Source organism: Agathobaculum hominis, assembly GCF_014288055.1.
GTDB classification, from domain to species: domain Bacteria; phylum Bacillota; class Clostridia; order Oscillospirales; family Butyricicoccaceae; genus Agathobaculum; species Agathobaculum hominis.
Window position 1 is genome coordinate 144,108 of record NZ_JACOPK010000002.1, and the last position, 18,780, is coordinate 162,887.

Annotated in this window: 13 protein-coding genes and 1 pseudogene; 7 read left to right on the plus strand and 7 right to left on the minus strand. The window is 57.3% G+C overall.

Going from position 1 to position 18,780, the window contains the following annotated elements:
* Window positions 1-74 precede the first annotated feature (74 nt).
* On the minus strand, window positions 75-1,106 hold the full coding sequence (locus H8S02_RS02560) for an FAD:protein FMN transferase (RefSeq protein ID WP_186969169.1): 1,032 nt from the start codon (window positions 1,104-1,106) through the stop codon (window positions 75-77).
* 277 nt (window positions 1,107-1,383) lie between these two features.
* On the opposite strand from H8S02_RS02560, the gene H8S02_RS02565 reads away from it, so the two are divergent.
* The 4 genes and pseudogenes from H8S02_RS02565 to H8S02_RS02580 all read left to right on the plus strand — a co-directional run bounded on the left by H8S02_RS02565 (window position 1,384) and on the right by H8S02_RS02580 (window position 8,948).
* Window positions 1,384-5,106, plus strand: coding sequence for a penicillin-binding Tp47 domain C-containing protein (locus tag H8S02_RS02565; RefSeq protein ID WP_186969170.1), 3,723 nt, complete (start codon window positions 1,384-1,386; stop codon window positions 5,104-5,106).
* A gap of 57 nt (window positions 5,107-5,163) precedes the next feature.
* A pseudogene (locus H8S02_RS12810) lies at window positions 5,164-5,379 on the plus strand (chitobiase/beta-hexosaminidase C-terminal domain-containing protein); the annotation flags it as partial.
* Window positions 5,380-5,391: 12 nt separating this feature from the next.
* Complete coding sequence (locus tag H8S02_RS02575; RefSeq protein WP_186969171.1) at window positions 5,392-7,443, plus strand: FN3 associated domain-containing protein; 2,052 nt, start codon at window positions 5,392-5,394, stop codon at window positions 7,441-7,443.
* Window positions 7,444-7,829: 386 nt separating this feature from the next.
* A complete protein-coding gene (locus H8S02_RS02580; protein ID WP_186969172.1) occupies window positions 7,830-8,948 on the plus strand; it encodes a 5-methyltetrahydropteroyltriglutamate--homocysteine S-methyltransferase in 1,119 nt (372 codons plus the stop codon).
* A 46-nt stretch (window positions 8,949-8,994) separates the two neighbouring features.
* Here the strand turns inward: H8S02_RS02580 and H8S02_RS02585 are convergent, their stop codons facing one another.
* From H8S02_RS02585 to H8S02_RS02595, 3 genes are all read right to left on the minus strand, one after another.
* On the minus strand, window positions 8,995-9,825 hold the full coding sequence (locus tag H8S02_RS02585; protein ID WP_186969173.1) for a beta-ketoacyl-[acyl-carrier-protein] synthase family protein: 831 nt from the start codon (window positions 9,823-9,825) through the stop codon (window positions 8,995-8,997).
* Window positions 9,822-10,274: a SpoVA/SpoVAEb family sporulation membrane protein gene (locus tag H8S02_RS02590; protein ID WP_186969174.1), complete on the minus strand. Its 453-nt coding sequence runs from the start codon at window positions 10,272-10,274 to the stop codon at window positions 9,822-9,824. The genes H8S02_RS02585 and H8S02_RS02590 overlap by 4 nt, the downstream gene beginning before the upstream one ends.
* Window positions 10,275-10,540: 266 nt before the next feature.
* Window positions 10,541-11,941: a sodium-dependent transporter gene (locus H8S02_RS02595; protein ID WP_186969175.1), complete on the minus strand. Its 1,401-nt coding sequence runs from the start codon at window positions 11,939-11,941 to the stop codon at window positions 10,541-10,543.
* 322 nt (window positions 11,942-12,263) lie between these two features.
* On the opposite strand from H8S02_RS02595, the gene proC reads away from it, so the two are divergent.
* From proC to rplL, 3 genes are all read left to right on the plus strand, one after another.
* Window positions 12,264-13,073: a pyrroline-5-carboxylate reductase gene (proC, locus tag H8S02_RS02600; protein WP_186969176.1), complete on the plus strand. Its 810-nt coding sequence runs from the start codon at window positions 12,264-12,266 to the stop codon at window positions 13,071-13,073.
* 221 nt (window positions 13,074-13,294) lie between these two features.
* Window positions 13,295-13,861 carry a 50S ribosomal protein L10 gene (gene rplJ / locus H8S02_RS02605; protein ID WP_337612457.1) on the plus strand — a complete coding sequence of 189 codons (567 nt, stop codon included), beginning with the start codon at window positions 13,295-13,297 and terminating at the stop codon, window positions 13,859-13,861.
* A 77-nt stretch (window positions 13,862-13,938) separates the two neighbouring features.
* On the plus strand, window positions 13,939-14,310 hold the full coding sequence (gene rplL, locus H8S02_RS02610; protein ID WP_118684141.1) for a 50S ribosomal protein L7/L12: 372 nt from the start codon (window positions 13,939-13,941) through the stop codon (window positions 14,308-14,310).
* Between the two features lie 282 nt (window positions 14,311-14,592).
* On the opposite strand, the gene H8S02_RS02615 is transcribed toward rplL, so the two are convergent.
* The 3 genes from H8S02_RS02615 to H8S02_RS02625 form a co-directional block, all read right to left on the minus strand.
* Window positions 14,593-15,252, minus strand: a complete 660-nt coding sequence (locus H8S02_RS02615; RefSeq protein ID WP_186969177.1) for a VanZ family protein — start codon at window positions 15,250-15,252, stop codon at window positions 14,593-14,595.
* A gap of 23 nt (window positions 15,253-15,275) precedes the next feature.
* Window positions 15,276-17,198, minus strand: a complete 1,923-nt coding sequence (locus H8S02_RS02620; RefSeq protein WP_186969178.1) for an NAD(+) synthase — start codon at window positions 17,196-17,198, stop codon at window positions 15,276-15,278.
* Between the two features lie 161 nt (window positions 17,199-17,359).
* Window positions 17,360-18,718: an MATE family efflux transporter gene (locus tag H8S02_RS02625; RefSeq protein WP_186969179.1), complete on the minus strand. Its 1,359-nt coding sequence runs from the start codon at window positions 18,716-18,718 to the stop codon at window positions 17,360-17,362.
* Between the last annotated feature and the right edge of the window lie 62 nt (window positions 18,719-18,780).

Below are 18,780 nucleotides of genomic sequence, written 5' to 3' on the forward strand. Positions count from 1 at the left end.
ACATGATATATAATAATAGCGAAAGGCTTATCCCGGTACATGAGACAAGCCTTGGCTAATATTATAATTGCGATTTAGTGAACAACCTGCATTTTGCGGTCCTCAAGCAGCGAGCAGCGGTCTGCGATGCCGTCCGTCACATACACCGTCCCGTTTTCGTCCATCAAAATCGCATCAAACTCGTCCGAATGCGCGCGCCAGTAATCCAGCGCATCGTCCACACCCATGATGAACAGCGAGGTCGAGAGACCGTCCGCGAGTGTGCCGTCATGGCTGATGATGGTCGAGGAGATGACGCCGCTGTCGGCCGGATAGCCGGTGCGTGGATCGATGATGTGGTGATAGGTCGCGCCGTCCTCCTCAAAATAACGCTGATAGCCGCCCGAGGTGATGACGGCCTCGTCCTCGATCTCAATGACGGCGAAGTTTTCCTCGCTGTTCTCTGGGTCTTGCACCGCGACGCGCCAGCGGCTGCCGTCCGGCTTGAGGCCGAGCGCCTGCACGTTGCCGCCGAGCGAGATGATGCCGCTCGTGACGCCGTTTTCGCTGAATACCTGCATCATCCGGTCGGATGTGTAGCCCTTTGCGATACCGCCGAGGTCGACCTGCACATCATCCGGAATGGCCGCAGTGCTGCCGTCGAGCTGCACCTGCGTGTAATCGACGTGCGCGAGCAGGGCGGACAGCTCTGCCGGGTCGGGCACGCGGTACTGCTGCGTCGTGAAGCCCCAAGCCTGCATGACCGGCTCAATGGTGCAATCGAAAATGCCGCCAGTCGAGGCCGAGACCTCGAGCGCACGGGAAAGTAGCGCGCGGGTATCCTCGTGCAGCGCGACGGTGTGGTTGTGGTTGAGCGCGTAAATGTCGCCGCTCTCGCTGCTGATGGAGAACAGCGCGTCCAGACGCTCGATCTCGCTCTTCGCCGCGTCGAGCGCCTCTCCGGCATGGTCTCCGTAGGCGGTCAGCGTCATGGCCGTGTCCATCGCGAACAGGTCGATCGACTGGGAGTCTGTGCCGGCGGACGAGACCGAGGGAGCGGAAGTCTGTCCGCAGCCGCCCAGAAAAACAAGCCCGAGCAGCAGCAGCGCCTTGATTTTTTTCTTCATAAACAAATATCCTCCGAAAGTTAGCGTTTGCTTACTATAAAATAGCATATCACGGCAAAAAAGACTTGTCAAGCTGCGAAATCTTGATAAACCGCGGTTCATCTCACGAAAAAGTGCGGTTGACAAATAAAAAGCGCTGGTGTAGACTAAGGTCAGCTTATAATGTTAGCAAAAGCTAACCATAGCATTTTTTCTCAGGCAGCAAAAACGCGCGAGGAAAAATGTTATTTTTCGACGTGATGGTTAGCTTTGTCTAACAAAAAGGAGGAACCGAAAAGTGAAGTGTAAAAACACCATTGCAATGGTGCTGGCAGGCGCGATGCTCCTGCCGAGCAATGCCTTTGCTGCCGACCTGAGCCAGTACAAGGATTTCCCGAACGACTGGTCCGCGAAGTCGCTCGAGCAGGCGATCGACAACGGCCTGCTGAACGGCTCGAACGGTATGATCGACGCGAAGGGACTGCTGACCCGCGCACAGATGGCGGCGATCGTCTCCCGTTCCTTCGGCGCGGCTAAGACGGCGTCTTTGGACGACTACAGAGACGTACTGCCGAGCGCATGGTATTACAGCGATATGGGCAAGGCGGTCAAGATGGGCGCGTTCCAGGGCGCGAATGGCCTGCTGAACCCGGATGCACCGATCACCCGCGAGGAGGCGTTCACTGTTCTGGCGCGCGCCTTTGCGCTCGAGGGCGGCGGCAGCGCCACGCTGAAGGACTTTGTTGACGGCGGCACGGTGTCCTCGTGGGCGTCCGAGAGCGTTGCGGCGCTGGTCGCAGGCGGCTATGTCAACGGCGCGAACGGAATGCTGAACCTGAAGAACAACATCACTCGCGCGGAATTCGCCAAGGTCATCACCGGCATGGCGGCATCCTATGTCGGCGCAGAGGGCGTCTCCGGCAAGACAGTCGAGGGCAACGTGATCGTCCGCGAGAGTGGCGCGTCGCTCTCCGGCATGACCATCAACGGCGACCTCATCATCGCGGACAGCGCGGACAAGGTGTCGCTGGATAACGTCAAAGTTACCGGCCGCATCGTCATCCGCGGCGGTGCGGACGCGGTCAGCATCAAGGATACCACGGCTGGAAAGGGCGTGCTGGTCAGCAGCCCGAACGGCGCGGCGGCAATCTCGGTATCGGGCGGCAGCGTCGGCACTGTGACCGCGAAGTCCGATCTGTCCCTGTCCGGCTCGGTAAGCAATGTTGCTGTTACCGATAAGGCTACCCTGACCGTCGAAAAGAACGCATCCGTCGGCACTGTCACCGTATCTGCGGCAGGCTCCAAGGTAACGGGCGACGGCAAGGTAACGAACGTACAGGCCAACGCGAACAATGTTACCGTCACCAGCAAGGGTGCCAAGGTAACAGCCGGCAGCGGCGTTTCCGGTGTCAAGGCGGGCGATAAGACCGTAGAGGCCGGAAAGACCGAAACTGTTGGCAGCACTTCGACTTCGAGCGGCGGCTCCTCCTCCGGCGGCGGCAGCAGCTCGTCCCGCAGCGATTACAGCTATGTGCTGATGAATATCCCGTATGACGAGTTCTACAAGGCGGAGCTGAACGAAAATGCCGCAGCCGTTGACGCAGTTTCGTCGGCGACCAAGAATAAGACCCGCATCGGTACTCTGGCAGGCGGTTCGTATCATGTCAATCCCGACGGCTCGGATATTACCGGCGTTACCTATCCGGTTCGCGTAAAGACGAGCGACCTTTCCGGCCTCAAGAAGGTAACAGACAGCGACTCCGTAAGCATCACGGTTAAAAAAAGCGGCAAGGATGAAACCTCCACCTATACCGGCAGGGAAGCGCTGTTTGAAAGCGCAAGCTACTCCTACTACGCTCTGAGCTCCACCCCGTCTTACTACAAGGAAGCGACCCTGACCAACGGCAAGTGGTCGTTCGGCAAGGCGACCGGTGCGGCGTCCGAGGATACCGCAACCATTGCCAAATTCAAGGCCCCCGGCCATCACGCCGACTACGAAATAAAGGTCGAAAGCGACAAAATCGAGAAGGGCCAGAAGGTTTACGCCGTTGTCCTGACCGACACGGACGGCAACAGCTACGGCCTGCGTCATGTTGTTGAAATCTGGCGCGCGACCGAGCTTGGCTTCAAGGCTGACTCTCCGATTGTCGGCAAGACCATCAAGACCATCACCTATTACACCGATAACGGCGTGATCAAGCTCAATCTGGCGCAGGAGCAGTATATTCCGCAACAGGCGGCAACTGTTACGGTTACGGAAGCAGATTTTGCTGCTGGCGAAACTACTGTAACACTTTCCAATGATTTGCCGAGCGATTTCACCGCAGCTTACAGCTTTACGGTGAACGGTGAGGCGTCCAACTTCTTTACCTATGCAGACGGTAAGATTACTTGGGACGAGAGCGCTTCCGATATTCCGAGCGGTACCTATCAGCTGGTAATCCATGATGACAGCGGCAAATATGCCGATATTACCGCTCAGATCAAGCTGAATGTTTACGCTTACGCTTCTGTTCCGTATGATGAATACTGGCAGAGCGAGGGTGTTTACCTGAGTGGTAATAACTGGACTGCTTCTTCGGATGTTGCTGACCGCACTACCACCAATAAAGATGGCAGTGTTACCGAAGAGCACGACAAGGGCGCATTCGATGCGGTTTCCCGTGCGACCCAGAACCACGGTCTGCACCGCGGCAGCTTCCAGCAGGATGTAGTTATCCATACCGCAGACAGAGATTATCATCCGGTCAGCTGGCCGGATGAGGGTAAAGGCAATACTTTTATCGATGCCGACGGAAATACCTATAATAAGACTGAGATCGGCATTACCAGCTACAACATCACCGGCATCAAGTATGTTCCGGTAAAGGTCAGCGCTTCTGATTTTGCTGACTTCTGCACCAAGTACACTGTTACCAGGAACGGCGAAACCATGCAGGGCGGTTACAGCGAAAACAACCTGTCTGCTTATACTGATTTAGTTGCTGCTGTTGATGCAAATACCAATGGCCTGAAGGCTGTTACCAAGGGCAAAAACGGCTATACCTTTGGCAAGCGCCAGACCGGCACCGGTTCCGGTATTCAGGGACAGTCTCTGAAAACTGCGGATGCCGGTATTACGGCCGCAGTCAAGGATTACTCCGGCAGCTTCGGCGAAATGCTGCGTGTTGATCTGGATAACACGAAGGATAGCACCAAGTATTATGGTGACCTCGGCAGCCATATGCAGACCGTTGTATGGAAATACTACGGCGATGGCGATACCGTGCTTGCGACCTACGGCACCAAGTTTGCAGCCGATGACTGGATGCACAAGTCCATGGGTATCCAGCTGGGTCTGACGGATTCTCTGCGCTTCAAGCTGCCGGATGGCAAGGACGGCACGGGCAAGTGGACGCTTACGGTTTATGCTCTCGGCTACGAGGATACGACCTATACGGTAAACGTAACCGCAGAAAATCTGCCGAAAAAGACCGAGCCGATGACGGACGAGCAGAAAACCAAGCTGGAAGAGCTGAAAAAGACCGGTGAAGCATTGATTGCTTCTGCTGCAAACGCCGATAAGCTGACAGATGCAGAAAACATCCTGAACGACCATATCACGAACGATATTCCGGACATGCTCGCAAAGACCGATGCAACCCAGTCGGAAGCAGCTGACCTGATTACTGAGGTGGAAGGCTATATCACGAATGTGCGGACTGAGCGCGCTAATCAGTCTGTTACTACCAAGACGGCTAACGGCGAAGCAACCGTAACTAGTACTGACGGCAAGTATGTTGCCGGTTCTTATCAGGCGAAAGTCACTGTTACCTTTGATTCTGACGGCAAGGTAGTTTCTGTAAAGGATAACCGCACTGAACCTGGCTCCAATAGCGATTACTGGGATATAGCACTGAACTGCTTTGACCGCTTTAACGGCAAAACCAAAGACACTGTAGATAGTGTCGATGCCACTTCCGGTGCAACGGTTTCTATGAACGCTGTAAAGGAAGCCGTCAAGGACGCTCTCTCGAAATAGGAAAGTGAGCAGTCGCCCTCTGCGCCAGCCCTGAAAGCGGCAGACGCTCGGACACAGCTGTTATATGCAGCAACATCCCCGGCGAAACTTAACGTTTCGGCCGGGGATGGCTGTATCGTCCGGTATACCACCGACGGCAGCACTCCGAGTGTAGACGGGAACACTGCAAAAACCCTTGAAGGCACAACGCTGACCATCCAGCCGAACAGCAACGCAGACAGCACCGTTACCGTCAAGGCCATCGCCGTCAAGGACGGCAAGGTTTCCGATGTCACCGAAAAGACCGTGCAGTTTGTCGCGATTCCCAGTCTGACCTCCGGCACGCGCACCTACATCGGCACAGTGACGGACGGCGGTGTGTCCGGCGGCCCGTATCAGGTCAGTGTGCGCGTAACAACTACCAACGGCAAGATCACCCGTGTGCAGGACAACGGCACCGAGGGCAGCATTGACGATGATTCCGACCATGCGTTCTGGTCCGGTTACAGCGTAATGGAATCCGACGGTATGCCCGCCAAGCTGCGCGGCAAGTCGCTGGAAAATGTACTGAACATGCAGACCGTACCGGATGACGATGCCCACAACGTAGACGCCGTTTCCGGCGCTACTGTCTGGTCGGATGCCATCCGTCATGCCACCATCGCGGCACTGCGCTCCGCGCCTGTCAGCGAAAGCGAATCCACCGTGCTCGCCCCGACCCTCACGGCACAGACCTGCGTACCGAATGCTTCTTATAAGTATATCGACGTTGCCATGTCGGCCGACAAGGACTGTACCATTCGCTATACTCTCGACAGCACCGACCCGGACAAAAACAGCCCGGAAGCGGCGAAAATCGGCTGGTCTGGAGACATTGGCGTTCGTCTGAAACCCGATTTGACTAAATATCCGAACGGTCAGGTCATTGAAGTGCGCGCCGCCGCCTTTGACAAGGATGGAAACCGCTCGGATGTGGTTCGGCAGTTCTATATATTCGCAAATCCGCTGAAAAACGCGGCATATACCGCAACATACAGCGGCGTTTCCGCCGAAGCAGACGGCATTACGGCTACCATCGTGACCGAAAGCCCGAATTATGACAACTATAACTACATCACTTCGCTGAAGCTGGATTCTGCACACAGTGAACAGTACGCAGACTTTCTCCCCGAGCTGTTCAGCCGCATTTATCTCGCGCAGACCACCGAAGGCGTTAAGCCAATCGAGGGGCACGAGCAAGAGAGCCAAGCTGTCCTCTCAGCAGTGCAGGCGGCACTGAATAAGGCGCTGACGGCTTCCAAGCCGACGCTCACCGTCTCGCCGGAGAAAACCACCTACGCGAATGCGGATGCGGTAACGGTAACGCTTGACTGCCCGACCAACGGCGCGGAGATCTACTATACCGTCGACAACAGCACCACCATGACCGGTTCCACGCTCTCTGACCCGACCAAAACCGGCACGAAGTACGAAAATTCGCTCTCGGAGTCCATCGGGGACATTGCAGGCGGAACGCTGTACATCCGCGCGGCGGCGAAAAAGGACGGCAAATGGTCCGGTATCGTTCGCAAGGATCTGACGTTCGCCAAGGGCGTCAAGGAAAATGCCTTCGTGGTGGACGGGACGAATTATCAGAGCTGGTCTGCGGCGGCCGCCGCCGTCAAGAAAGACGGCACGATCGTGCTCAATGATGATGTGCAGCTGACCGAGGAGGACAAGCTCCCGGATGTCGCGTGCACCATCCGTTCGGCAGACGGCGAGACCAAATACAGGCTGAGCGGCTCTCCGATGACGATGAACGCCGATCTTACCCTGTCGAACATCTCCTATGCGCTCGGAAATCTGTACGCGAACGGGCATGATCTCACGGTCTCGAACGATGTCGAGACTGCGTGGAGCTTCACGGATTACAGTCTGTATGCAGGCAGTACCGTGAACAGCACCGCAGCGAGCACGCAGCACATCAGCGTGCAGGCCGGGGATTTTGCGGTCATCGCCAGCGGCAGAGGCAGCACGACGCATAAGGCTGACGTGGACGTTGCCGTCGGCGGCAGCGCGGAGGTCGAGCTTGCGGGCGCGTACATGGGCGCGACACTGGACGGCAATGTAACGTTCCATGTTGCAGACGGCGTCAAGCTGAATCAGTTCCTCGGCGAACAAAGCGGCGGCTCCGTTACCAGAAACCTGACCCTCCAAATCAAAGGCACACCAACGCTGAAAAGCTACAATCCCACATACAAGGCCAGCGTCAAACGCGATTCGTTCGGCACGCTCGACCTGACCGGCGCAGCTACGGATTTCATCACCGAAAACCGTAATAAATTCACCGGTTTTGCCACGGTTTTGCCAACTGCATAATTTCTCACAAGTCCAAGGGCGCTCCAGCAGGAGCGCCCTTTACTTTTGCGCATTGTTCGCACGACGGTGCACAAATCAGAATATGTCGGCTTCGGGTGCGTTGCCCAAAAATTCATCCACAGTATTCGCGATTGCATCCTGAAAGTCCTCATCTGCTAAAATGGGGTGCAGTTCAGAGTCCGGATGGCTTGTCTATTGCCTGTTCGCTTTTGAAAACTTGATTATATGCCATCCAATAAATACCTGCGTTGAACCGCTGCCTATAGCTTCAAACTATGGACAATGACGAGTTTCTCGTATTTTACAAATGGGTCATCAGCCTTTATACTAATATCATAAAATAAACGAGCCACCGCTCATTGTATAGATCAGAAAGGACAACCCCCATGAAAAATCCCGCTCCTTATCGTTACGATATTGTCGGCAGCTTCCTGCGCACGAAGGCCATCCACGAAGCACGCAGCAGGTTTGAAGCCGGCGAAATTTCCGCTGAAGAACTGGCCAGGGTCGAAGATGCCGAGATCACCGGTCTGGTAAAGAAGGAAGAGAATGTCGGTCTGCACGCTGTTACCGACGGCGAGTATCGCCGTTCCTTCTGGCACATGGACTTCCTCTGGGGTCTGACCGGTACGCAGAAGGTCAAGTCTGAGCACTTCTCCGTCGCATTCAAGGGCTTCCAGCCGAAGGCTGAGACCGTAAAGATCGTGGACAAGCTGGACTTCCCGGATGATCATCCGTTCCTCAGGCACTTTGCGTTCCTGCAGAGCGTGGCCTCCGACCTCGTACAGCCCAAGCAGTGCATTCCGTCTCCGTCCATGCTGCATTTGATCTGCTGTGTTCGTTCGACCGACTACCAGCCAATCGAGCGCTACAGGGACGAGCAGGTCCTGCTGGACGATCTGGCGGCTGCTTACCAGAAGGCGGTAAAGGCGTTCTATGCTGCCGGCTGCCGTTATTTACAGCTCGATGATACCTCCTGGGGCGAATTCTGTTCGGCTGAGAAGCGCAAGGCATACGCAGAGCGCGGCATCGACGTAGATGAGGTCGGCCGCAAGTACGTTTATGTGCTCAACAAGATCCTCGAAGCAAAGCCGGAGGACATGGTTATCACCATGCACATCTGCCGCGGCAACTTCCGCTCGACCTGGTCGTCCACCGGCGGCTATGAGCCGGTAGCGGAGATCCTGTTCGGCCACTGCAACGTGGACGGCTTCTTCCTCGAGTACGACAGCGACCGTGCAGGCGGTTTCGAGCCGCTGCGCTACATCGGCAAGCAGAAGGTCGTTCTGGGTCTGGTAACCTCCAAGGATGCCAAGCTGGAGAACAAGGGAGACGTTATCGCGCGTATCCGCGAGGCTTCCAAATATGTGCCGCTCGAGCAGCTGGCGCTCAGCCCGCAGTGCGGCTTTGCTTCCACCGAGGAAGGCAACCTTGTGACCGATGAGGACCAGTGGAGCAAGCTGGCGCTCGTCAAGGAGATTGCAGAAGAAGTCTGGGCCGATTAAACAGCAGGACAGTCTAAAAAGCAGGGAACACGGAAACCGGCAGGTCTCACCGCCGGTGTTTGGATAAGAAAAACATTTGCGCAGATAAAATCCCACTTGATGTCAGGTACGGTATCAAGTGGGATTGTCTGTTTTCTGTTTCTGTTCGTTCTAACGGGAATACCAGTGAATGGTTATGATAATAGCGGATTTTCTGCAAAACACAGCGCTCAGCGCGCCGAAAAATGTATGGGTCTAAATTCACATCTTCGGGCGCCATCGCAGCCCCCATATTATTGGCGTCCTTGACGCCGAGCTCGATCATCTTTCCGAACAGCACGTGGGTCATGCGGACGGAGGAGCCGCCTTCAGCGCCGAGCACGGCCGCGCCGGCCGCTGTCGCGGTCCATTGCGCAGTAGGGGTGCGCTGACCGCCGTAGGCGAGGGGAAATCGGTACTGCCGCTCTGCCGAGCAGAAATGCGAGGAGGCAGAGACGGCAAGGCGTGCGGCTGCGCCTGCCTCGACGAGCACGCCGCCGAGCGCAAGTCCCTGCGCCATGGTCGAGCACGCGCCGTACTGACCGAGGTAGGGGACATCCGAGTGCATGGAGGCGAGAAATGAGCCGATGCACTGGTTGAGCAGGTCTCCGGCGAGGATCAGGTCGAGGTCGCAGTGCCGCAGACTGCCCTTGCGCAGCGCGAGGTCGATGGCGGTGCGCTGAAGCTCACTTTCCGCAAGCTCCCACGACTTCTGTCCCATGCGGTCGTTCCGCGTGACGAAGTCAAAACGGCTGCCGAGCGGGCCCTCGCCCTCCTTTTTGCCGACTGCGGCGGCGTGCGACAGCAGATACGGGCGGTTTTCGAGCGTGAGCGTGCGTTTTCCGGCGTGTGTGATCATCCGGCGCCGCCTCCCCTCAGCACGAGCAGCACAAGGCCGTAGAGGACGCTCGCGGTGATGCCGTAGACGAGAACCGGCCCGGCGATGACGAACAGCTTTGCGCCGAGACCGAGGATAAGGCCCTCGCTTTTGTACTCGATGGCAGGCGAGACGATGGCGTTCGCGAAGCCGGTGATGGGGACGATCGTGCCGGCGCCGGCGTGTTTTGCGAGCTTGTCGTACAGGTGCAGACAGGTCAGCAGCGCGCCGAGGAACACCATGGTGATGGCGGTCGCGGCGGCGGTGCCGTCGGTATCCAGACCGCGCGACAGCCAGAACATGCGCACGCCCTCGCCGACCGTGCAGATCGCGCCGCCGAACACAAACGCCAGCAGGCAGTCTCGTGCGAGCGGCGACGGCGGACTTTTCCGCGCCAGCAGCGCCGCATATTTTCGTTTATCCGGTTGCATAACGTTCCCTCCCAGAGGTTTTTGAATGTATTTTTTGCAGGGAAAGCTAAATTATGCAATATACATCGCAGACAGCTCGTTTAAGACAGTCGCGCGTCAGCGCGCGTTAAAACATTTGCGGAGCAAATAAAAAAACCGGGGACATGTGCCTCGGTTTTTTTACACTAAGAGGGAGAAAGTTTCCGTATGGGAACTCTCGGACGACTCGTGTTCTGCGAAGTCAGAACACATCTTGTCGGAAAAACGCAGTTTTTCGACAGGAAGAATTAAATGCTGAACACGCCGAAGATCTTGCTTGCGAGCTCGGAAGCAAGGATAGCGACCAGCAGGATCGGCGCGATCCAGCGGATCATGACGCGGTGCAGCTTTTCGCGGTGGAACGAGCCTGCGCCCGACTTGACCTCGTCTGCGACGACCCTGGTGCCGACGACATGGCCGATCAGCACGCAGGTCAGCACGGCAACGATAGGCATGAGCACCGAGTTCGAGATAAAGTCGAAGAAATCAAGGAACTGCATGCCGATGATCGTGACGCTTTCCCACGGGCCGTAGCCGAGGCAGGACAGCATGCCGACAACCAGACAGATCGCAATGATGATGAGCGTTGCCGGGATGCGCTTGAGCTTGAACTTGTCCATGATGACCGACGCGAGCGTCTCCATCAGCGCGATGGAGGAGGTCAGCGCCGCGAACAGGACGAGCAGGAAGAACACCGCGCCGATGACCGTGCCGAACTTCATCGAATCGAATACCATCGGCAGCGAGATGAACATCAGGCTCGGGCCGCTGTTGACCTGAGACGGGTCGCCGCCGTTGAACGCGATGACCGCCGGAATGATCATCAGACCGGCGAAGAACGCGAACAGCGTGTCAAAGATCTCGATCTGCGTGACCGAATGCTCGAGCAGGTTTTCCTTCGGCATATACGAGCCGTAGGTGATCGTGATGCCCATCGCGAGCGACATGGAGTAGAACATCTGGCCGCACGCGCCGAGCACGGTAGAGGCCGAGAACTGCGAGAAATCCGGCATCAGATAGTACTTGACGCCTGCCAGAGCGCCCGGGATGGTCAGCGAATAGAGCGCGATGACGACGATCAGAACGGCGAGCACCGGCATCATGAGGCGGCTTGCATTCTCGATGCCCTTCTGCACGCCGAAGATGACGACGAGACCGGTGATGAGTACAAAAAGCACGAACCACGGGGTCGGGCCGCTGAAGTTCAGAATGGTCGCCGGGAGCGAACCGGCGTCGAAGCCGATGAAGCGGCTGAAAAAGCCGCCGTTGTCCGCTGCCTCGAGCGCGCCGCCCGAAATGAACGTCCACAGGTACTTCATGACCCAGCCGCCGATGACGCAGTAATACGGGGTGATGATGAGCGGGACAAAGGCTGCGATCCAGCCGAGAAAGTTAAAGCGCTTGTCGAGCGCGCCGTAGGCGCCGATGCACGACAGCTTGGTCTTGCGGCCAATCGCGAACTCGGTGATCATCAGCGAAAAGCCGAAGGTCACGACCAAAATCAGATACACGAGCAGAAAGATACCGCCGCCGTAACGCGCCGCCAGATACGGGAAGCGCCAGAGATTGCCCAGACCGACAGCCGATCCCGACGCCGCCAGAACAAAGCCGACGCGGCTGGAGAAACTGCTTCTCTCTTGTTTTTCCATAGTTTGTTATCCTCTCCTGATATACTTCTCTATTTTTGGCCGGATTTCCGGCCTGTGCACGGCAGGGGATGCTCCCGCCGCGGAAATCGCACCGGCTGCGCGGTGCAACAGAAAAGCGGCGCATGTCCGAATCTCGTGCGTCGCCGTAAAAATTATTTTTATTATATCACATTATTCCGCAAAAACCAACACCTGAAATAAAAAAGACAGGAAAAATCCGAAAACCCATAGAAAAATAAAGCGCGCGTTGCGGACAGGGATGCTTTGTGCTATAATCACAGCATTGAAAACGATTTGTCTGTTATAAGGAGTGTGCATGGATATGAAAACTTACCGTTTCGGCGTTCTCGGAGCAGGCAGCATGGGCAAGACCATCGCCGCCGGTGCGGTACGGGCCGGTCTGTTCCGTCCGGACGAGGTGCTGCTGTTCAACCGCAGCGAGGAAAAGCGTGCGGCGAACAGGGCGGAGGGCTACGCCGTGACCGGCGACTTCACCGAGGTCTACACCGCGTGCGATACTGTGCTGCTGTCGGTCAAGCCGCAGAACTTTGCCGAGGTGCTGCCGCAGCTCGCCGCATGCAAGTGCGACAAGCCGCTCGTGCTGTCGATCGCCGCAGGCATTTCGTTTGCGAAGATCGAGGCGGCGCTCGGCGCAGATACCCCGATCATCCGCGCGATGCCGAATACGCCGCTCATGCTCGGCGTGGGCGCGACGCAGCTGGTCAGGAACGCCGCCGCGAGCGAAAAGCAGCTCGCCGCCGTGCGCAGCCTGTTCGACGAGATGGGCGTGACGACGGTATTTGATAAGGAAGACATGATAAACGAGGCGATCCCGTATGCAGGCTCCGCACCGGCCTATATCTACGCCTATGCGGACGCGATGGTGCAGAGCGCGAAAAAGCACGGCATCGACGAACAGGATGCGCTTCAGATGTTCTGCCAGACCATGATCGGCGCGGCGAAGATGCTCATGCAGGGCGAAAAGACCCCGGCGGAGCTGATCCGCGCAGTCTGCTCGCCCGGCGGCACGACGCTCGCCGGCATGCAGGTGCTCGAGGAGCGCGACCTGTACGGCATGGTCGCGGAGGCCTGCGATAAGTGCACCGCGCGCGCCTACGAGCTCGGCAAATAAAAATTTTCGATTTTTCGAAAAAACAGGTTGACAAATGCCTTTTTATCGGTTATACTAAATGAGCTTGGTCAAAGACAGCTGGCAGCCGCAAGGTTTTAAATGGCGTTTTCGCCGCCCGCCGAGGTCAACATGGAAATGTATATTGCATCGTTACGATGTTTTCTGTGTACCCTCCTGTGTCTTTGCGCCGGGAGGGTACTTTTATTTCATAGGAGGTGAAAATGATGCCGAATGCAAAGGTTCTGGAAGAGAAGAAGGCCGTAGTTGCGTCCCTGGTTGAGAAGATCAAGAATTCTCCCGCTGGCGTACTGGTCGATTACAAGGGCATCAACGTTGAGGATGATACCAAGCTCCGCAAGCAGCTTCGTGAAGCTGGCGTTGAGTATGCTGTCATCAAGAATACCCTGATCCGCTTTGCAGCGAAGGAGCTGGGCTTTGACTGGGACGAGAACCTGCACGGTACTACCGCGCTGGCTATCTCCACCACTGACGACGTTGTCGCACCCGCTAAGATCCTCGCTGATTTTGCGAAGACCCATGAGAACTTCAACCTCAAGGCTGGTTACCTGGAAGGTAAGGTAATCGGTGAGGACGAGGTCAAGAAGCTTGCAGCTATGCCGAGCAAGGAAGTCCTTATCGCTCAGGTTCTGTACAGCTTCAACTTCCCCATTATGCAGCTTGCTATTGCTTGCGATGCTATCGTTAAGAAGGCAGAGGGTAATGAGGAGATGAAGGTTGCCGAGCTGGTAGCCCCGAAGGAAGCTGCTGCTGAAGAAGCTGCGGAGTAATTCCTGTCCCCAAAGCTGTCAAACAGGACAGCAAAACACATTAAATTTTAAAAATAACTTAAATGGAGGTTTATCCCATGACTGTTGCTGAGATTATGGAAGCTGTAAAAGAGCTCAAGGTTATGGAGCTCTCTGAGCTGGTAAAGGCTCTCGAGGAAGAATTCGGCGTATCCGCTACGCCCGTTGCTGTTGCTGGTGGCGCTGCTGCTGGTGACGGTGCTGCTGCTGCTGAGGCTAAGACCGACTTCGACGTCGTTCTGGTTGACGCTGGCTCCTCTAAGATCGGTGTTATCAAGGTTGTCCGCGAGATCACCGGCCTGGGCCTGAAGGAAGCTAAGGAGAAGGTTGACACCGCTCCGCAGACCATCAAGGAGGCTGCTCCGGAGGCTGAGGCTAACGAGATCAAGGAGAAGCTCGAGGCTGCAGGCGCTAAGGTTGAGCTCAAGTAATTTGAGTTTTATCGCTTGAATTTTAAGAGACGCAGAGTTTACGCTCTGCGTCTCTTTTTTTTATCCTGTCGCGAAACCACGGTTTCGCCGACAAGATGTGTTCTGACAGCGCGTTGCGCCGCAGAACACGGACGTCCGAAAGTTCCCATGCGGAAACTTTCTCCCTCTATAAGTATAAAAACCGAGGTACACGCCCTCGGTTTTTATCAATTTGCAAGCAAATTGTATTTCATGCGCGCTGCCGCGCGGAAGCTGAAATACTGCTTTCGTGTTATGAAATTTTTACTCTTTTTTCGGGCGCGGGGTGATGCTGCAAATGCGGTGACAGAGGGGCGTCACGCGGCAGATAATGTAGACGATGAGTGCACCGGCGAGGTTGAGGATGAGGTCGTCGATGTCGCACGAGCCGGTGCCCGTGTAGACCTGCGCGACCTCGACCGCCGTGATGGCGAGCGTCAGCGTCGCGGTGAAGAAGAAGATGCTGCGCTGCCAGCGGAATACGGCGGGCAGGAACACGCCCATCGGCGCGAACGCGATGAGGTTTCCGGCGAGATTGAGAATGACCAGCCGCAGCGAGATATTCCCGTAGCCGTAGGCCAGCAGGTAGTTCTTGATGGTGCGCAGCGGTTCAAGGTTGATCGCCTCGAGCGTTGCGTGCGTCGTAAAGCCGCGGCCGAAGGCGTTGTCGAAGAACAGCACATTTGCGAGCACCCACATATAATAATAGAGCAGCAGCTGCATATACAGCCGTCTGCGGCGCTGCCGCTGCGCCTCCGGGATGCCGCAGAACAGCGCAATGCGCAGCAGGACCGCAAACGCCGCCGCGAACGCGAACTTCTTTTCCGGACCGACAACGAGGTTCGGCGCAAGCTCGTAGAACAGGTTGAAGCACAGCAGCGCCGCCGTGAGCAGCGTCGCTGCGCCGCGAAGTAAGGTTTTCAAAAGGACAGTCTCTCCTTTTGCTGTCAGAGATTTTCTGCCTCGCGCAGCCACAGCGCGGAGACTGCGTCAGACGGCATTCTCCAGTCGCCGCGCGGCGAGAGCGTGACCGTGCCGACCTTGGGGCCGTCGGGCAGGCAGGAGCGCTTGAACTGCTGCGTGAAGAAGCGGCGCACGAAGGTCGTCAGCCATTTTTTGATGGTCGCGTCATCGTACACGCCGGCGAAGGTTTTCCTTGCGGCGCGGTAGATCTTGCGCGGCGGATAGCCGAAGCGCAGCATGTAGTACAGGAAAAAGTCGTGCAGCTCGTAGGGGCCGACCAGATCTTCGGTCTTCTGGCTGATCTCGCCGTCCTTGGGGGGCAGCAGCTCGGGCGAGACTGGCGTGTCGAGTACGTCGCGCAGTACATCGGACAGCTCGCCCTGCACGCGGTCAGCCTCATAGGCGACGAGATAGCGCACGAGCGTCTTGGGGATCGAGCCGTTGACGCCGTACATGCTCATGTGGTCGCCGTTGTAGGTCGCCCAGCCGAGCGCAAGCTCGGAGAGGTCGCCCGTGCCGACGACCATGCCGCCGGTCTTGTTGGCAAGGTTCATCAGAACGAGGGTGCGCATGCGCGCCTGACCGTTCTCGAAGGTGACGGACAGGTCATCCTTGGACTGGCCGATGTCCTCAAAATGCTGGTCGACAGCCGCCTTGATGTCCACGGTTTTGAGTGTCACGCCGTAGGCCTCCGCCAGTTTCTCGGCGTTGCCCTTGGTGCGCGCGGTCGTGCCGAAGCACGGCATCGTGACCGCGAGGATGCCCTTGCGGTCGAGCGAGAGCATATCAAATGCGTGGACGAGGACGATGAGGGCGAGGGTGGAGTCCAGACCGCCCGACAGGCCGACGACCGCCGTTTTTGCGTGCGTGTGGCGCAGACGGGTCGCCAGACCGGTCGCTTGAAGCGTCAGGATCTCTTCGCAGCGCTCGTCGCGCAGCGCCTTGTTTGCCGGAACGAACGGGGTACGCGGGAACGTGCGGTCAGCAAGGTCGTTCTCTGCCGGCGCGAGCGAGAACGAGAATACACCGCCCTCGACCGCTTCAAAGGTATTCATGCGCTGACGCTCGTGGGCGAGGCGCTGAAGGTCAATGTCGGCGTAGATGATGCCCTGCTCGAACATGCGGCTCTCCGCGAGCATGGCGCCGTTCTCGGCAATGAGGTCGTGACCGGCGAAGACAAGGTCCTGCGTGGACTCACCGAAGCCGGCGTCCGCATACAGGTAGGCGCACAGCAGGCGGCCGGACTGCTGACGCACGAGGTCGCGGCGGTAGCCCGCCTTGCCGATGATCTCATCCGACGCGGACAGGTTGACGATGATGTGCGCGCCCATCTGCGCCAGCGCAGTGGACGGCGGATTCGGCACCCACAGGTCCTCGCAGATCTCTACGCCGAAGGTGAACAGCGGCTGCTCATCGCACTGAAAAATGGTATCGGTGACGAGCGGAACCCAGCACGGCTCGCCGTCCGCGGCCTTGATCAGCACGTTTTCCATACCGCTGAGCGTGTCGGCAGAGACAAAATGGCGCTGCTCGTAGAACTCCGAGTAGTTCGGAATGTATGTTTTCGGGACGAACGCCAGTACATCGCCTGCATTCACGACAGCCGCGACGTTGTACAGCTTGCCCTTGACGCGCAGCGGCAGACCGACGACGATGACGGCGGCAATCTCTTCGCTTTCGCGGCGGACGGTTTCGAGCGCCTTCAGCGCGCCCTCGAGCAGCGTTTCCTGCAAAAACAGGTCGCCGCAGGTGTAGCCGGTCAGGCACAGCTCAGGGAAGGTGATGAGCTTCGCGCCCCTGGCGGCGGCCTGCTTCGCCTGCTTCACGATCTCCGCAGCGTTATATTCGCAGTCCGCAACGTGAAGATCGGGCGTCGCGGCGGCGATTTTGATAAATCCATCTCGCATATTCGGATTTCCTCCAGATGTTCAGATAGTACCAGTATACCCTTTTTTGCTCTGTGATGCAAGAGACTGTCGCGAAACTAACGCGCTGCTAGCGCAAAGATGGATATTACCGACAAAAAAATCCTCCATCTTTCGATGGAGGATAAAGCGTTTTTCGACAGTTACAGCGTGGGCAGATCCTTGCGCCATGCGCCGGTCTTGTAGAAGAACACGGACAGACCCGAGCCGAGGAACCAGCCGATCGGCCAGCTCATCCAGATGCCGTGCTCGTTGCCGATGACGTAGAACAGGGCGATGGACAGGACAACGCGCAGGATAAGGTCGGAGAACGTCGTTATCATGAACGGACGCATCGCGCCTGCGCCGCGCAGCACGCTGTCGCAGACGAATTTGATGCAGACGACGACGTAGAACGGCACGACGGTGAACAGATAGCCGCGGGCGACATCAACGACCCCCGATGCACTGCCGGCAGGCAGGAACAGGCTGATGATACGGTTTGCGAGCGGCAGATAGATCATCATGAACACGATGCCGAGACCGACCGAGAACGTTCCGCCGGCCTTGAGGCCGGGGCCGACACGGTCGAGCTTGCGCGCGCCGATGTTCTGTGCGACGTAGCTCGACAGACCGGACGCAAACGACATGCAGCAGGTCAGCGCAAACATATTGATGCGGTTTGCGACCGAGAAACCGGCGATGACGGTCGGGCCGCACAGGTTGACGTAATACTGAATGATGAGATTGCCGACCGAGACGAAGCTCTGCTGCGCGATGGAGGGGATGGCGTAGTTGGTCAGACGGCGCAGCATTTCGGGTGCGAACAGGATGAAATGATGGCCGGTGTCAAAGGTGCGCACGCGGCGCATGAGCAGGAAGAAGGCGAACACGCCCGATGCGCCCTGCGCGATAAAGGTCGCCCATGCAACGCCTGCAACGCCCCAGTGCAGCATGGCAACGAATACGACGTCGAGGATGACGTTGCCGACCGAGGACAGGATGAGCAGGAACAGCGGCGTCCGGCTGTCGCCCATGGCGTTGAAAATACCGGTGCACACGTTGTAGATGAACAGGAACAGCAGACCGAACACATAGACGCGCAGATAGAGCGAGGCGTCCGCGAAAATATCCGCCGAGGTATTGAGCGCACTCATCAGACCGTTGGTGCAGACCGCGCCGAACAGCGTCAGCAGCAGCGAGACGACGGTCGTGGTGATCAGGGCGGTCGAGATCGCGGTCTTCATGCGCAGGTAGCGCTTCGCGCCGAACAGCTGCGAGACGAGGACGGAGGTGCCGATGTTGATGCCTGTCGCAACAGCAACGAACAGCTGCGTGATCGGATAACTTGCGCCGACGGCGGCGAGCGCAAGCTCACCGGCCTGTGCCGACTCCGCAAAACGGCCGACGATCATGGAGTCCGCCATCTGGTACAGCTGCTGGAATGCAACGCTCAGCAGGAGCGGCATGGAGAACCAGAACAGCTTTTTCGATGGACTGCCTTCGGTCAAATCAGTGATCAAAATGGGATGCCTTCTTTCGCTTTTTCAGACAACAGGCTCCCTCCTGTGACAGGAGAGAGCCG

What these genes read in the sequence shown, in the direction of transcription:
- H8S02_RS02590 (WP_186969174.1), bottom strand. Translation starts at nt 10,274, where the DNA reads ATGCAACCGGATAAACGAAAATATGCGGCGCTGCTGGCGCGGAAAAGT.
- H8S02_RS02620 (WP_186969178.1), bottom strand. Translation starts at nt 17,198, where the DNA reads ATGCGAGATGGATTTATCAAAATCGCCGCCGCGACGCCCGATCTTCAC.
- H8S02_RS02560 (WP_186969169.1), bottom strand. Translation starts at nt 1,106, where the DNA reads ATGAAGAAAAAAATCAAGGCGCTGCTGCTGCTCGGGCTTGTTTTTCTG.
- H8S02_RS02580 (WP_186969172.1), top strand. Translation starts at nt 7,830, where the DNA reads ATGAAAAATCCCGCTCCTTATCGTTACGATATTGTCGGCAGCTTCCTG.
- rplL (WP_118684141.1), top strand. Translation starts at nt 13,939, where the DNA reads ATGACTGTTGCTGAGATTATGGAAGCTGTAAAAGAGCTCAAGGTTATG.
- H8S02_RS02595 (WP_186969175.1), bottom strand. Translation starts at nt 11,941, where the DNA reads ATGGAAAAACAAGAGAGAAGCAGTTTCTCCAGCCGCGTCGGCTTTGTT.
- rplJ (WP_337612457.1), top strand. Translation starts at nt 13,295, where the DNA reads ATGATGCCGAATGCAAAGGTTCTGGAAGAGAAGAAGGCCGTAGTTGCG.
- proC (WP_186969176.1), top strand. Translation starts at nt 12,264, where the DNA reads ATGAAAACTTACCGTTTCGGCGTTCTCGGAGCAGGCAGCATGGGCAAG.
- H8S02_RS02585 (WP_186969173.1), bottom strand. Translation starts at nt 9,825, where the DNA reads ATGATCACACACGCCGGAAAACGCACGCTCACGCTCGAAAACCGCCCG.